The sequence below is a fragment of the Streptomyces sp. NPDC059247 genome (assembly GCF_042754005.1).
Lineage (GTDB): Bacteria > Actinomycetota > Actinomycetes > Streptomycetales > Streptomycetaceae > Streptomyces.
Genome location: NZ_JBHYZW010000024.1, coordinates 40,807 through 55,950, shown reverse-complemented (window position 1 = coordinate 55,950; position 15,144 = coordinate 40,807). Strand labels below are relative to the sequence as shown.

Annotated in this window: 2 protein-coding genes; both read right to left on the bottom strand. The window is 75.7% G+C overall.

Annotated elements, in window-relative coordinates:
- Positions 1–207: 207 nt before the first annotated feature.
- Positions 208–417, bottom strand: coding sequence for an MbtH family protein (locus ACFXGN_RS28820; RefSeq protein ID WP_351784125.1), 210 nt, complete (start codon positions 415–417; stop codon positions 208–210).
- The gene (locus tag ACFXGN_RS28815; protein WP_384864741.1) at positions 414–15,143 is read right to left on the bottom strand and encodes an amino acid adenylation domain-containing protein; all 14,730 of its coding nucleotides are present in this window, start codon (positions 15,141–15,143) and stop codon (positions 414–416) included. The genes ACFXGN_RS28820 and ACFXGN_RS28815 overlap by 4 nt, the downstream gene beginning before the upstream one ends.
- Position 15,144: the final 1 nt, after the last annotated feature.

Here is a 15,144-nt window from a genome sequence, read left to right as displayed (position 1 = left end):
CTGCGGCCCTCGCTCGTACGGGCCCCGCACGCACGGTTCTCGCGCGCGGGCTTCACACGTACGGCCCCCTTCGCACGAGACCGCTCGCACGAGACCGCTCGGACGGGACCGCTCGTGTGCGGCTTCCCCGCGTGCGGGTCCCCTCCCCGTACGCACGACGGCCGCCCGAGGGGGATTCCCCCTCGGGCGGCCGTCGGTCGTGGTGGGTCAGCCCTGGCGGGCGGCCAGGCTCGCCGGGCGGAGGTCGGTCCAGTGGGTCTCGACGTGTGCCAGGCAGGCCTCCCGGGTGTCCTCGCCGAAGACGGTCCGCCATCCGGCGGGGACCTCGGCGAAGGACGGCCACAGCGAGTGCTGGTTCTCGTCGTTCACCAGGACCAGGAAACGGCCCTGCGGGTCCTCGAACGGGTTGGTGCTCATGCGTTCTCACTCCTCTTGTGGTGCACACCGGACAGCTGGGACAGGGGCTGCCCGGCGTTCCGGGTGGCCTTGCGCAGCAGGGTCTGGAACTCCTCGGCGAGGCGCTGGGCCTTCGCCGTGCCGATCCGTCGCGTCGCGTGGATCAGGGCGCAGTGCACGGGGCCCTCGCCCCGTGGTTCGTGGAAGCTGAGGGTCAGCTCGGCGCGGACGGCGCCCGTCGGGACGGCGACGAGGTCGCCGACCCCGCCCTCCAGGTCCGCGAGGTCGGCCTGCTCGTGGTGCATCACCCGCACCTGGGGGCCCTCGGGGCGCAGTCCGGCGGCCCGCACGACCTCGTCGTACGGCACCTCCTGGTGGTCCAGGGCGCTCAGGGTGGTCTCCCGGACACGGGCCAGGAGTTCGGTGAAGGTGGGGTCGCCCGCCGTGTCGGTGCGCAGCAGGACCGTGTTGAAGAAGCAGCCGACGAGGTCAGCGAGGCGGTCGTCGTCGCGTCCGGCGACCATGGTGCCGATGGGCAGGTCGGTGCCCGCGCCGTGGTCGGTGAGCAGGGCGGCGAGAGCGGCGTGCAGCACCATGAACATGCTGGTGCCGGTGGTCCTGGCGAGCCGGTCGACGTCGGCGTGCAGTCGCTCGTCGAGGACGAACCCGACCTGTCCGGCCGCCGGTCGTCCGGTCGGCGCGGGCGCGTCGGCCGGGCCGTCCGAGGGCAGGGCCAGTTCCCGGGGAGCGCCCTGGAGGGTCCGGCGCCAGTGGTCCAGCTGCCGGTTGCCCCGGCTGTCCGGGTCGGCGGGGTCGCCGAGGACCTCGCGGGCCCAGCGGGCGTAGTCGGTGTAGCTCACCGGGAGCGGGGCCGGTTCGGGGGCCCGGCCCTCGGCGCGGGCCCCGTAGGCGGTGGTGAGGTCGCGGAAGAGCGGGACCACCGACCATTCGTCGACGGCGAGGTAGTGCAGGGTGAACACGACCGCCTGGGTGCCGTCGGGCGCGGTGAGCAGCCGGGCCCGCACCGGGGGTGCCTGCTCGGCCTCGGCGTCGGAGGCGGCGAGTTCGGCGATGCGGGCGTCCAGGTCGGGGCAGTCCTCGACGGCGAGGACCGGGGCCGGGACGGGCCGGTGGACCAGGGTGCCGTCGTGTTCGGCGAAGGCGGTGCGGAGGGGTTCGTGCCGGGCGGTGACGTCGGCGAGGGCCGCCGCGAGGGCGTCGGGGTCGAGGCCGCCGGGCGAGCGCAGGACGAGCGCGTGGTCGAAGGCCGGGCCACGCCGGTGGGCGTCCCAGTGCCACCGCTGGACGGGGGCCGCGGGGAGGTCGGCGCCCCCGGTCCCGGGCGCGGCGGCGGGGCGCAGTCCGGGCCGGGCGGCGCGGGCTCCGTCGAGCTTGCCCGCGAGGCCCGCGACGGTGGGTGCGTCGAAGACGTCCCGGATGCTCAGTTCGGCGCCGAACTCGGCGCGGACGCGGCCGAGGAGGCGCATCGCGGCCATGGAGTGGCCGCCGAGCGCGAAGAAGCTGTCGTGGGCGCCGATGTCGTCGAGGCGGAGGATCTCGCGGAAGAGCAGCGCGATCCGTTCCTCGGTGGCGGTGGCGGGGCGGGCGTCGCCGGTCATCGCCGACCAGTCGGGCGCGGGCAGCGCCTTGTGGTCGAGCTTGCCGTTCGGGGTGAGCGGCAGGGGCCCGTCGAGCGGGACGACGAGGGCGGGGACCATGTACTCGGGCAGTCGGGCGGCGAGGTGGGAGCGCAGTTCCCCGGGGTCGAGGTCCCGTCCGGTGCCCGGTTCGGGGACGGCGTAGCCGACGAGGCGGACGATGTCCCCGGCGCGGTCGGGCCGGACGGCGGCCTGGGCGACGGAGGGGTGGCCCGCGAGGGCGGCCTCGATCTCGCCGAGTTCGATGCGGAAGCCGCGGATCTTCACCTGGGTGTCGACCCGGCCGAGGAAGTCGAGGTTGCCGTCGGCGCGCCAGCGGGCCCGGTCGCCGGTGCGGTACATGCGGCTGCCGGGGGTCCCGTAGGGGTCGGCGACGAAGCGGTGCGAGCTGAGTCCGGGCTGTCCGAGGTAGCCGCGGGCGAGACCGCGTCCGGCGACGTACAGCTCTCCGGTGACGCCGGGCGGTACGGGCCGCAGGTGCTCGTCGAGGACGTAGCAGCGGGTGTTGGGGTCGGGGCGGCCGATGGGGACGCGGCCGGGGGCGCGACCGCCGTTCTCGCGGGCGGGCCAGAGGGTGGAGTTGACGGTCGCCTCGGTGAGTCCGTAGGCACAGATCAGGTCGGCGGTGGCGCCGAAGCGTTCGAAGAGGTCCGGGGGGACGGTCTCGGTGCCGACGAGGACGGTCACGCCGTCGGGGAGGCGGCATTCGGACGGCAGGGCGGACATCAGGGACGGCGGCAGGATCATGTGGGTGATCCGCTGGGCGGTGAGGAAGTCGGTCAGGGCGGGGCCCGCGACCCGGGCCTCGTCCGTGACGAGGACCAGTCGGCCGCCGTGGCAGAGGGCCATGGCGAGTTCGAAGACGAAGACGTCGAAGCCGATGGAGGCGAACTGGAGGACGTGGCTGTCGCGGGCGAGGCCCATCCGGTCGACGGCGGTGGCGACGAGGCTGGCGATGCCCTCGTGCGGGACGACGACGCCCTTGGGGCGGCCGGTGGAGCCGGAGGTGTAGATGACGTAGGCGGCCTGGTCGAGCCCGGCGGGGCCGGCGGGCGGCGGGACGTCGGTGCCGTCCGGGGCGTCGGCGGTGCCGGGGGCGTCGAGGAGCAGCACGGGGACGCCGGGGACGGCGGGGATCTTCCCGGCGACGGGTTCGGTGCCGACGACGACGGCGGCGCCGGAGTCCTCGATCATGTACTGGAGGCGGTCGCCGGGGTGGGCGAGGTCCAGCGGCAGGAACGCGGCGCCGAGGCGCAGGGCGGCGAGGACCGTGGCGACCATGTCGACGGAGCGGGGCACGGCCACGCCGACGACGCTCTCGGTGCCGACGCCGTGGCGGGCGAGGAGCCGGGCGAGGGTGTCGGCGCGGGCGTCGAGTTCGGCGTACGTCACCGCGCGGGAGCGTTCGACGACGGCGACGGCTCCGGGGTGTTCGGCGACCCGGCGGGCGAAGAGCGCGGGCAGGGTCTCCTCCTCGACCTCGCGGGGCGCCCCGTTGAAGTCGTCGAGGACGAGCCGGTGCTCCTCCCCGGTGAGGACGACGGCTTCGGACAGCGGGCGTCCGGGGGCCGTGACGAGGGCCGTGAGGAGCCGGGCCAGCCGGTCGGCGACGCCTTCGGCGGTCTCCCGGTCGAAGAGTTCGGTGGCGTACTCCAGACGGCAGGCGAGGGAGTCGTCCGCGCCGTCGGGCGTGGTGTGCTCCGTGAAGCTGAAGACGAGGTCGAACTTGGCGGTGCCGGTCCGGTGCGGCAGGTAGGAGGCGTCGAGTCCGGGCAGGCGGGGGGCGGTGTCCGTACGGACGTGGTGGCCGACCATGACCTGGAACAGCGGGTTGCGGGAGAGGGAGCGGGTCGGGTTGAGGGCCTCCACGACCGACTCGAACGGCACGTCGGCGTGGGAGAAGGCGGCCAGGTCGGTCGCCCTGACCCGGGCGAGGAGCTCGGTGAAGGTGGGGTCGCCGGTGAGGTCGGTGCGCAGGACCAGGGTGTTGACGAAGAAGCCCACGAGGTCGTCCAGGGCTTCCTCGCCCCGGCCCGCGATGGGCGCGCCGAGGGGGATGTCGGTGCCCGCGCCGAGCCGGTGGAGCAGGGCGGCGACGGCCGCGTGGACCGCCATGAACATGCTGGTGCCGGTCTCGCGGGCGAGCCGCCGCAGGCCCTCGTGGGCCGTCCGGTCGAAGGTGACGTCGACGACGTCGCCGGTGAACGTGGGGCGGGCGGGGCGGGGCCGGTCGGTGGGGAGTTCGAGTTCCTCGGGGGCGCCGGCCAGGGCGGTGCGCCAGTGGGCGAGCTGCCGGGCGGCGACGCTGTCCCGGTCGGCGGGGTCGCCGAGGAGCCGCTGCTGCCAGAGGGCGTGGTCGGCGTACTGGACGGGCAGCGGCGTCCAGTCGGGGGCGGTGGCCGCGAGGCGGGCGGTGTAGGCGGTGGTCAGGTCCCGCAGGAAGGGGCGGTCGGACCACTCGTCGGTGGTGATGTGGTGGAGCAGGAGGACGACGACGTGGTCGTCGGGGGCGAGCTCCACGACGGTGGCGCGGACGGGGAGTTCGGCGGCGAGGTCGAAGGGGCGCCGGACGGCGGCGTCGACGATGCCGGTCAGCTCGTCCTCGGTGGCGCGCAGGTGTTCGACGGTGGGTGTGGCCGTTCCGGCGGGCAGGATGCGCTGGAACGCGCGCCCGTCGTGTTCGGCGACGAGGGTGCGCAGCGATTCGTGCCGGTCGGTGACGTCGGCGAGGGCCGTGCGCCAGGCGGCGTGGTCGAAGGCGCCGCGCAGCCGCAGGACCAGCGGGAAGTTGTACGCGGCCGAGCCGCATTCGATCTGCTGGACGATCCACAGGCGCTGCTGGGCGTGGGAGAGGGGCAGTTCGGCGGGGCGGTCGGCGGCGACCAGGGCGGGGCGGGCGGGGCCGCGCGGGGCGGTGGCGCGCTCGGCCAGTTCGGCGACGGTGGGCGCCTCGAACAGGTCGCGGATGGCGAGTTCGGTGTGGAGCGCGGTGCGGGCGCGGCTGACGAGCCGGGTGGCGAGCAGCGAGTGGCCGCCGAGGTCGAAGAAGTCGGCGTCGATGTCGACGCTGCCCGCGGTCAGGCCGAGGACTTCGGCGAAGAGCCCGCAGAGGGTCTCCTCCTCGGGGGTGCGGGGGGCGCGGCCGGTGCGGGGGCCGGTGAGGTCGGGGGCGGGCAGGGCCTTGACGTCGAGCTTGCCGTTGACGGTCAGGGGCAGGGCGGCGACGGTGACGAGCGCGGCGGGGACCATGTAGTCGGGCAGGAGGGCCTTGAGGTGCTCGCGGAGCCGCTGGGCGAGACCGTCGTCGGGCCGTCCTTCGCCGGACGTGCCGGACGCGCTGGACGTGCCGGACGCACCGGGCGCGCTGGACGTGTCCTCGGGGCGGTGCTGGTCGTCCTCCCGTACGACGTAGCCGACGAGCCGCTTGGTGCCCGCGGTCTCGTGGACGACGACGGCCGCGTGGGCGACCTCGGGGTGCGCGGACAGGGCCGTGGAGATCTCGCCGAGTTCGACGCGGTAGCCACGGATCTTCACCTGGTCGTCGGTGCGGCCGAGGAAGTCGAGGAGGCCGTCGGGGCGCTGCCGTACGAGGTCGCCGGTGCGGTACATGCGCTCGCCCGGTGCGCCGAAGGGGTCGGCGACGAACCGTTCGGCGGTGAGCGCGGCCCGGTCGTGGTAGCCCCGGGCGAGTCCGGTGCCCGCGATGTACAGCTCGCCGGGGCAGCCCGGCGGGACGGGGCGCAGCATCGCGTCCAGGACGTGGGCGCGGGTGTTGCGGATGGGACGGCCGACGGTGGGGGTGGCGCTCTCCTCGGTGGAGCCGCCGAGGGTGTTGATGGTGTATTCGGTGGGGCCGTACAGGTTGTACCCGTAGGTGCCCTCCGTGTGGCGCAGCCGGGCCCAGACGGTGTCGGAGACGGCTTCGCCGCCGAGCAGGACGAGGGCGGGGCGGTGCTTGCCGGTGTCCTCGTCGTGGTCGAGCAGGCCCTCCTCGACGAGGAGCTGGGCGTAGGTGGGCGTCACGTTGACCACGTCGACGCGGTGCGCGTCGCAGTAGGCGACGAGCGCCTCGGCGTCACGGCGGAGTTCCTCGTCGCAGACGTGCACCTCGTGGCCCTCGACGAGCCACAGCAGTTCTTCCCACGACATGTCGAAGGCGAAGGACACGGTGTGCGCGATGCGCAGTCGGCGTCCGCCGGTGGCGGCGATCGCCGGGTCGAAGACCTCCTTCTGGTGGTTGAGCTGCATGTTCGTCAGTCCCCTGTAGGGGGTGACGACGCCCTTGGGGCGGCCGGTGGAGCCGGAGGTGTAGATGACGTACGCGGGGTGGTCGAGGCGGTCCGGGAGGCCGCGCGCGAACGCGGGCCGCTCGGTGTCGTCGACGGCGTCGCCGGAGGTCCCGGCGAGTTCGGCGGTGACCGCCGGGTCGTCGAGGAGGAGTTCGGGGGCGACGGGGCCGTCCGCGCGCCGCAGCGTCGGGGCGACGGCGGCGGTGGAGACCAGGCAGAGGGGGCCGGTGTCCTCGGCCATCAGGCGCAGCCGGTCGGCCGGGTGGTCGAGGTCGAGCGGCAGATAGGCGGCGCCGGTGCGCAGGACGGCGAAGAGGGCGACGACCATCTCGATGGACCGGGGCAGGGCGAGCGCGACGACCTTCTCGGGCCCGGCGCCCCGGGCGAGCAGCAGCCTAGCGTACCGGTTGACCTGCGCGTCGAGTTCCGCGTACGTGAGGGAGCGGGCCCCGAAGACCAGGGCGACGGCGTCGGGGGTACGGGTGGCCTGGGCGGCCAGCAGGTCGGCGACGGTGTCGTCGGGCAGCGGTTCGCGGGTGGACTCCCGGGCGGCGGCGAGCGCGGTCCGCTCGGCGGGGAGCAGCAGGTCCGTGCCCGCGGTCGTGGCGGTCTCGGCGTCCGCTCCGGCGAGGGCCGAGGCGAGCCGGTCGAGGACGGTGGTGAAGCGGCTCAGGATGGTGGTGGCGGCCCCGGCATCGAACAGGTCGGGCCGGGCGGCGAGGGTCACCCGCAGCCGGGTGCCGGGGGTGACGATCAGGGTCAGCGGGAAGTGGGTGCCGTCCACGTTGGACACCCCGGTGATGCCGTGGCGTTCGCGGAGGGCGGTCGCCCGGTCCTCGCCGTCCGCCGAGCGGAGCACGAAGAGGGTGTCGAAGAGACGGCGGTGCCCGGTCTCCTGCTGGAGGGTGCCGAGGCCCACGTACTCGTACGGCATGACGGCGGCGCGCTCGGACTGCATCCGGCGGAGCAGGGCGAGCAGCGGCTCGCCGGGGGCGAGGGCGACGCGGGCGGGGACGGTGTTGAGGAACATGCCGATGATGCCGGCGACGTTCGGGACGTCCGCCGGGCGGCCCGAGACGGCGGTGCCGAAGGCGACGTCGGAGCGGCCGGTGGTCGCGGAGAGCACCAGGGCCCAGGCGGCGTTGAGGACGGTGTTCAGGGTGAGGCCGTGGCGGCGGGCGGCGGCCCGCAGCCGGTCCCCGGTCTCCTGGTCGAGCCGGGCGTCGAAGTCCACCGGGATGACCGGGCCGGTGTCGCGGCCGGAGGGGGCGAGCAGGGTGGGCTCGTCGAAGCCCGCGAGGGCCCGGCGCCAGGCGTCCTTGGCGAGGGTCGTGTCCTGGGCGTCGAGCCAGGCGAGGTGGTCGCGGTAGTCGCCGGGCACCGGGAGCCCGGCGGGGTCGCCGGCCCGCTCGTACAGGGTGAACAGCTCTTCGAGGAACAGCCAGGCGGACCAGCCGTCCCAGAGGATCAGGTGGTGGGTGACGACGAGCCGGTCCCGGCCGTCGCCGAGGCGGACGAGGAGGAGGCGGCAGAGCGGTGCGGCGGCGAGGTCGAAGCGCTGCCTGCGGTCGGCGGCGAGGAGTTCCTCCGTACGGGCCCGCTGCTCGTCGGCGGGCAGACCGGACAGGTCGGCCTCGACGAGCGGGATCTCGGCGCCCTCCACGATGAACTGCACCGGCTGGGGCAGTCCGTCGCTGGTGAATCCGGCGCGCAGTCCGGTGTTGCGGTCGAGGAGGGTCCGGCAGGCGGCCCGCAGCCGTGCGGTGTCGATCCGGTGGTCGAGGTCCAGGGTCTCCTGGGACTGGTAGACGTCGAGCGCGTCCCCGGCGTCGTAGGTGGCGTGGAAGTACATGCCCTCCTGGAGCGGGGAGAGCGGCCAGATGTCGGAGACGGGCCGTCCGGCGGCGGTGTGGACGCGGGCGGTCTCCTCGGGGGTGAGGTCGGGGCCCCTGAAGGCGGCTCCGGGCTCCGGTTCCGGTTCCGCCGGGGGCGCGGCGGCGGTGAGCTGGTCGAGGAGGGCCTTGAGCGCGGGGTCGACGGCGGCGCCGGACCGCTGCTGGAGGGCGAGGACGGCCTGGAGGGCGGCGGCGGCCTGCCCGGCGTCGGTTGCGGAGACGGTCACGCCGTCGGGCTGCACGGGTACCTCGGGGGTGTCGGCGGATACGGGCGGGGCGGGGGCGTCCGGGACGGCGGCGGCGAGGGCGGCCGGGGTGCGGTGCTCGAAGACGTCGCGGGGGCTGAGGTCCAGTCCCCTCGCACGCGCGCGGGTGGCGACGGAGATCGAGCTGAGGCTGTCGCCGCCGAGCACGAAGAAGTCGTCCTCGGCGCCCACGCCCGGGATGCCGAGGACCTCGGCGAAGACCGCGCACAGGGCGTGCTCGCGCGGGCTCCGGGGCGCGCGTCCGGCGGCCCGGGGGGCCGTCTCGGGCGCGGGCAGGGCGTTCTGGTCGAGCTTGCCGCTGGGGGTCAGCGGCAGTTCGGCGACGACCACGACGGCGCCCGGCACCATCGGGGCGGGCAGCGCGCCCTCCAGGGCGGTCCGCAGGGCCTCTCCGGCGAGCGCGGCGCCGGGGGCGGCGACGGCGTAGCCGACGAGGGTTCCGGCGCGGACGACGACGGCGGCGCGGGCCACGCCGGGCAGCGCGGCGAGGGCGGTCTCGATCTCGCCGGGCTCGACGCGGTTGCCCCGGATCTTGACCTGCCGGTCGGTGCGGCCGAGGTACTCCACGGCCCCGTCTGCGCGGCGCCGCACCAGGTCGCCGGTGCGGTACATCCGCTCCCCCGGCGTCCCGTACGGGTCGGCGACGAAGCGTTCGGCGGTGAGGCCGGGGCGGTCGTGGTAGGCGCGGGCGAGCTGAACCCCGGCGAGGTACAGCTCGCCGGGGACGCCGTCGGGCACCGGTCGCAGGAACGGGTCGAGGACGTGCAGCCGGGTGTTCCACACGGGCCTGCCGATCGGCACGGCCGGGGCGTCACCGCCCTCGTACGGGAAGTACGTGACGTCGACGGCCGCCTCGGTGGGGCCGTACAGGTTGTGCAGCGGGACGGGCGGGCGGCCGTGCCGGGAGGTCAGTTCCGACCAGCGCCGGGCGTCGGCGCCGGTGAGCGCCTCGCCGCTGCAGAACACCCGGCGCAGGCTCGCCGTCCAGTCGGGGGTGCCGGGCCCGGGGGCCGGGGCGGTCTCCATGACCCGGGTGAACGCGGCCAGCATCGAGGGCACGAAGTGCAGGGTGGTGACGGCCCGTCGGGCGACCAGTCCGGCGAGGTACTCCGGGTCGCGGTGCCCGTCGGGGCGGGCGAGGACGACGGTGGCGCCCTCGACGAGCGGCCAGAAGAACTCCCACACGGACACGTCGAAGCTGGACGGCGTCTTCTGGAGGACCCGGTCGTCGGCGGTCAGCCCGTACGCGCCCTGCATCCAGGCGAGCCGGTTGACGACGGCCCGGTGGGTGACGGCGACGCCCTTGGGGCGCCCGGTGGAGCCGGAGGTGTAGATCAGGTACGCGGGGTGGTCGGGCCCGGCGGAGCGGGCGGAGGTGTCCGTGGCGGCGGTCCCGTCCCCGGCGGCGGTCTCGTCCCGGTCGGCGGTGCCGTTCTCGTCGGCGGGGTCGTTCTCGTGTCCGGTACCGATGAGGAGGTGCGCGAGGCCGGGGACGGCCGGGAGGCGTCCGGCGGACTCCTCGGTCGTCACGGCCAGCCGGGCGCCGGAGTCCGCCAGCATGAACGCCACCCGGTCGGCCGGGTAGTCCAGGTCGACCGGGAGGTAGGCGGCGCCCGCCTTGAGGACGCCGAGGAGGGCGACCATCAGTTCCGCCGAGCGCGGGACGGCGACGGCGACGTACGTCTCGGGTCCCGCGCCGCGCGCCCGCAGCCGCCGGGCCAGCGCCTCGGCCCGCCGGTCGAGCTCGGCGTAGCTGAGGACGGTGTCCTCGGAGGCGACGGCCGGGGCGTGCGGGGTGCGGGCCGTCCGGTCCGCGATCAGGGAGGCGAGGGTGGCCTCCGGCACGGGGTGCGCGGTGGCGTTCAGTTCCGTCAGGTGCTCCCGCTCGCGGGCGGAGAGCAGGTCGGTGCGGGCGACGGTCCGTCCGGAGTCGCCGACCACGGTGCGCAGCAGGCCCGTGAACCGGTTCGCGAGGACGGCGACCGCCACCTGGTCGAGCCGCGCCGCGTCGTGCTTGAACCGCAGCAGCAGCCCGTCGGCGGAGGGCTCGACCACGAGGGCGAGCGGGTAGTGGACGGCGTCGAGGACCTCGGCGCCGGTGACGAGGGGCCCGTCGCCCGCGGGGGTCCCCCCGGTGCGGGCGCCCGGGCCGGACGCGTCCCGGAGGCGGGCCGGGTCGTCCCCGGTGGGGTAGTTCTCGAAGACCACGAGCGTGTCGAAGAGTTCGCCGCCGCCCGCGATCCGCTGGATCTCGGCGAGACCGAGGTGCTGGTGGTCGAGGAGGGCGCTGTGCTCGTCCTGGACGCGGCGGAGCAGACCGGTCAGGGTCTCGTCGGGGCGCAGGGCCACCCGGGCGGGGACCGTGTTGACGAACAGGCCCACGGCGGAGTCCAGGCCGGGGACCTCGGTGGTCCGGCCCGACACGGTGGTGCCGAAGACGATGTCGTCGGCACCGGTCAGCGCACCGAGCAGCAGTCCCCACACGCCGTGGACGACGCTGCTCAGGGTGAGCCCGTGGGTCCTGGCGTAGGCGGTGAGCGCGTCGCCGAGGTCCCGGGGCAGGCGCGTGTCGACCTGCTCGGGGCGGGCGGGCGCGGACGGGCCCGGCTCGGCGGGCGCGGCGCCCTCCGGGGCGGGCAGCCGGGTGGGGCCTTCGAGTCCGGCCAGGGCCTCGCGCCAGGCCGTGCGCGCGGCCTCGCGGTCCCGGCCCGCGAGCCAGGAGAGGTACGGTTCCGGCGCCACGGCGGGAGCGAGGTCGGCGCCCCGGTAGGCGGCGGTCAGCTCGCGCAGCAGGACGGCGACCGACCAGCCGTCGGCGACGATGTGGTGCAGGGTCAGGAGCAGCCGGTGGCGCGGTCCTTCGGTGACGAGGGTGGCGCGCAGCAGCGGCGCCCGGCCGAGGTCGAACGGCAGCTCCCGGTCCTCGCGGAGGAGGTCGTCGAGGGCCGTCACGGCGGTGTCGGCCTCCCGCCACGGGAGGGTCGCCCGGTCCGCGAGCCGCTGCACGACCCGGCCGCCCGGCAGCTGCCGGAAGGAGGCGCGGAGCAGCGGGTGGCGGTCGAGGAGGAGCTGGAGCGCGGCGCGGAGCCGTTCCGGGTCCACCCGTTCCGAGAGGTCGAGGAGTTCCTGCACCACGTACAGGTCGGCGGCGGTGCCGTCGAACTCCGCGTGGAAGAAGAAGCCTTCCTGGAGCGGCGAGACGGGCAGCGCGTTTCCGTCGAGGTCCACCCGGCGCGCGGGGGCGGCGGGCGCCCCGGCGGTACCGGCGGCGGTGGCGAGGGCGGCGACGGTCCGGTGCCGGAAGACCTCGCGCGGGGTGACGGCGAGACCTGCCTCGCGGGCCCGGTTCACCAGCCGGACGGCGACGATGCTGTCACCGCCCAGCTCGAAGAAGCTGTCGTGGACGCCGACCGAGGGCAGCCCGAGGACCTCGGCGAAGAGCGCCGCGAGGGTGGTCTCGGCGGGGGTGGTCGGGGCGTCGGCGCCGGACAGGGACGTCCAGCGGGGGTCGGGCAGGGCCTTGGTGTCGAGCTTGCCGTTGGGGGTCAGCGGGAGCGGGCCGTCGAGTACGACGACCGCCGAGGGCACCATGTGCTCGGGCAGCGCCCCGGCCACGCGCGCGCGTGCGGCGGCGACGATGCCCGCGGTGAGCTCGGCGCGTGCGGCGTCGTCGGCATCTTCGGGGTCTTCGGCCGGGGGCCGTGTCCCATCCCCGTGTCCGGTCGTGGTCGCGGGTCCCTGGCCGGTTTCGGTCGCGGTCGTGGCTCCGGGGCCCGCTTCGGGCCCTGCCGGGGTCACCGGGACGACGTAGGCGACCAGGCGCTTGACGCCCCGGTGGTCCTCGCGGGCCAGGACGGCGGTCTGGGCGATGCCCTCGCAGGCCATGAAGGCGCTCTCGACCTCGCCCGGTTCCACCCGGTGGCCCCGGATCTTGATCTGGCCGTCGGCGCGGCCCAGGAACTCCAGGTTGCCGTCGGCGCCCCAGCGGACCCGGTCGCCCGTGCGGTACATCCGCGTGCCGGGGGCGCCGTAGGGGTCGGCGACGAACCGCTCCGAGGAGAGGCCCGCGCGGCCCAGGTAGCCGCGTGCGAGGCCGCGCCCGGCGACGTACAGCTCTCCCTCCGTGCCGACGGGCACCGGCCGCAGTGCCGTGTCGAGGACGTAGGCGCGGGTGTTGGGGTCGGGGCGGCCGATGGGCGCGGGGCCCGGCCGGTCGGGGTCGGCGGTCCAGAGCGTGGAGTTGACGCTCGCCTCGGTCAGTCCGTAGGCGACGACGACGCGGAGCCGTCCCTCCCAGCGGGCGATCAGCTCGCCGGGTACCGCCTCGGTGCCGACGACGAGCACGGCGCCGTCGGGGAGTTCGCACTCCTGCGGCAGGGCGGAGACCAGGGAGGGCGGCAGGATCATGTGGGTGGCGCGGTGCCGCGCGATGTACTCGGTGAGCGCGGGGCCCGCGACCCGGCGTTCGGCCGGGACGAGGATGATCCGGCCGCCGACGCACAGGGACATGATCAGGTCCCACACGGTGACGTCGAAGCCGACGGAGGCGAACTGCACGACCCGGCTCCGGGCGGTGACGCCGATCCGGTCGGTGGCGGTGGCGATGAGGCTGCCGACGCCGTCGTGCGGGACGACGACGCCCTTGGGGCGGCCGGTGGAGCCGGAGGTGTAGATGACGTACGCGGCCTGGTCGAGCGGCACGGGCGGCGGCGGGGGCAGGGCGGTCGCGGCGGCGAGTGCCTCGGTGACGGCCGGGTCGTCCAGGAGCAGCGGGACGGTGTCCGGGGCCCCGGGCAGCTCGGCGGCCAGCTCCCGTACGGTGAGGACGGTACGGGCCCCGGCGTCGGCCAGCATGTAGGCGATCCGGTCCCGGGGGTGGTCCGCGTCGAGCGGCAGGTAGGCCCCGCCCGCCTTCATGACGGCGAGGAGCGCGACCACCAGTTCGGGCGAGCGGGGCAGGGCCACGCCCACCACGTCCTCGGTGCCGACGCCCCGGGCGCGCAGCACGCGGGCGAGCCGGTCGGCGGCCTCGTCGAGGGCGGCGTAGGTCAGCTCCCGGTCCTCGCAGACCAGGGCGACGGCCTCGGGGGTCCTGCGGACCTGCTGTTCGAAGGCGGCGGGCCAGGAGAGTTCGGCGACCTCGCGCGGGGCGGCGCCGAACGCGTCGAGGAGGAGCGCGCGTTCGGCGCCGGTGGTCAGCTCGGCGCGGCCGAGGGGCCGGTCGGGGTGCCGGGTGAGGGCGTCGAGCAGGGCGAGGAAGCGGTGCTCGTGGGCGGCGAGGGTCTCGGGGTCGCAGACGTCGGCGTCCGCGTCGAGGTGGAGGGTGTGTCCTTGTCCTGCGGGGCCCTCGGCGAAGGAGAAGGCGAGGTCGCTGACCGGGCCGAGCCAGACGGGGCGCAGTTCGGCCCGGAGTCCGGCGAAGGCGGGGACGGCGAGGCGGGGCAGCACGTTGACGGTCGGGCCGACCAGTTCCGGTACGCCGTCGACCAGGCCCAGTTCCCTGGCCAGGTCCTCGGCGCGGTGGCGGCCGTGCGCGACGGCGTCCGCGACCGTGTCGTGGACCTGCGCCAGGAGGGCCCTGCCGGTGGTGGCGGGGCGGACGGCGAGGCGCAGCGGGACGATGTTGGAGACCATGCCGGGGACGCGGGCGGAGACCTCGTCGTGCCGGGCGGCGACGGGCAGTCCGAGGACGAGGTCCTGCTCGCCGGTGGCCCGGTGCAGATAGGCGGCGACGGCGGCGACGAGGACCCGGGAGGGCCGGACGTCGGCGGTGTGCGCGAGGGCGGTCAGCCGCTCGACGGTCCCGGGGTCCAGTTCCGTGGTGCGGCGCAGTCGCCGGGTCATGGGGGACGCGCCGCGTGCCACGAGCCGGACGGGTTCGGGGCGGTCGGCCATCCGCTCCAGCCACCAGGCGCGGTCGGCGGCGTGCCGCTCGGAGGCGCGGTAGGCGTGGTCGGCCTCGACGAGCCGGGCGAGGGAGCCGGGGTGCGGGCCGGTTCCGGGCGGGGCGTCGGCGGGGTTCCGCAGGGCCGGGGCGCCGGTCGTGGTCGCGGTGCCGGGGGTCCCGGCGTCGGAGGTCCGGGCGTCGGGGGTCTCGTCGCCCGGGGTCCGGGGCTCGGGTGCCGGGGGTCCGTCCGGTGCCCCGGCCGCGTACAGTTCGCCCGCGCGCCGGGTGATGAGGGCCGCTGCCGCGCCGTCGGCGACGATGTGGTGGTAGCGCTGGCACCACAGGACCCGGTCGTCCGCGAGGCGCAGCAGGGTGTGGCCGGTGAGCGGGTCCGCGGTGAGGTCGACGGGCCGTTCGCGGTCGGCGGCTATCCAGTGGTCGGCCGCTTCGTCGGGGTCGTCCGTGTGGCGCAGGTCGGCCAGGCCGACGGTGACGGGGTGGGCGCCGGGTTCCTGGCGCGGTCCTCCGTCACCTTCGGTGAACCGTACGTGCAGGCTCTCGGCCTCCCGGACGGCGCGGCGGACGGCGCCGGTGAGGCGGTCGAGGTCGACGGCTCCCCGGAGGTGGAGCGCGAACACGATGGTGTAGGCGCTGCTGTCCGGTTCGATCTGCTGGGCCAGCCAGATGCCGGACTGCCCTCCGGTGACGGGGAGGCCGGAGGCTGGCTTCCGGTCGGACTCGACGTCGAACATC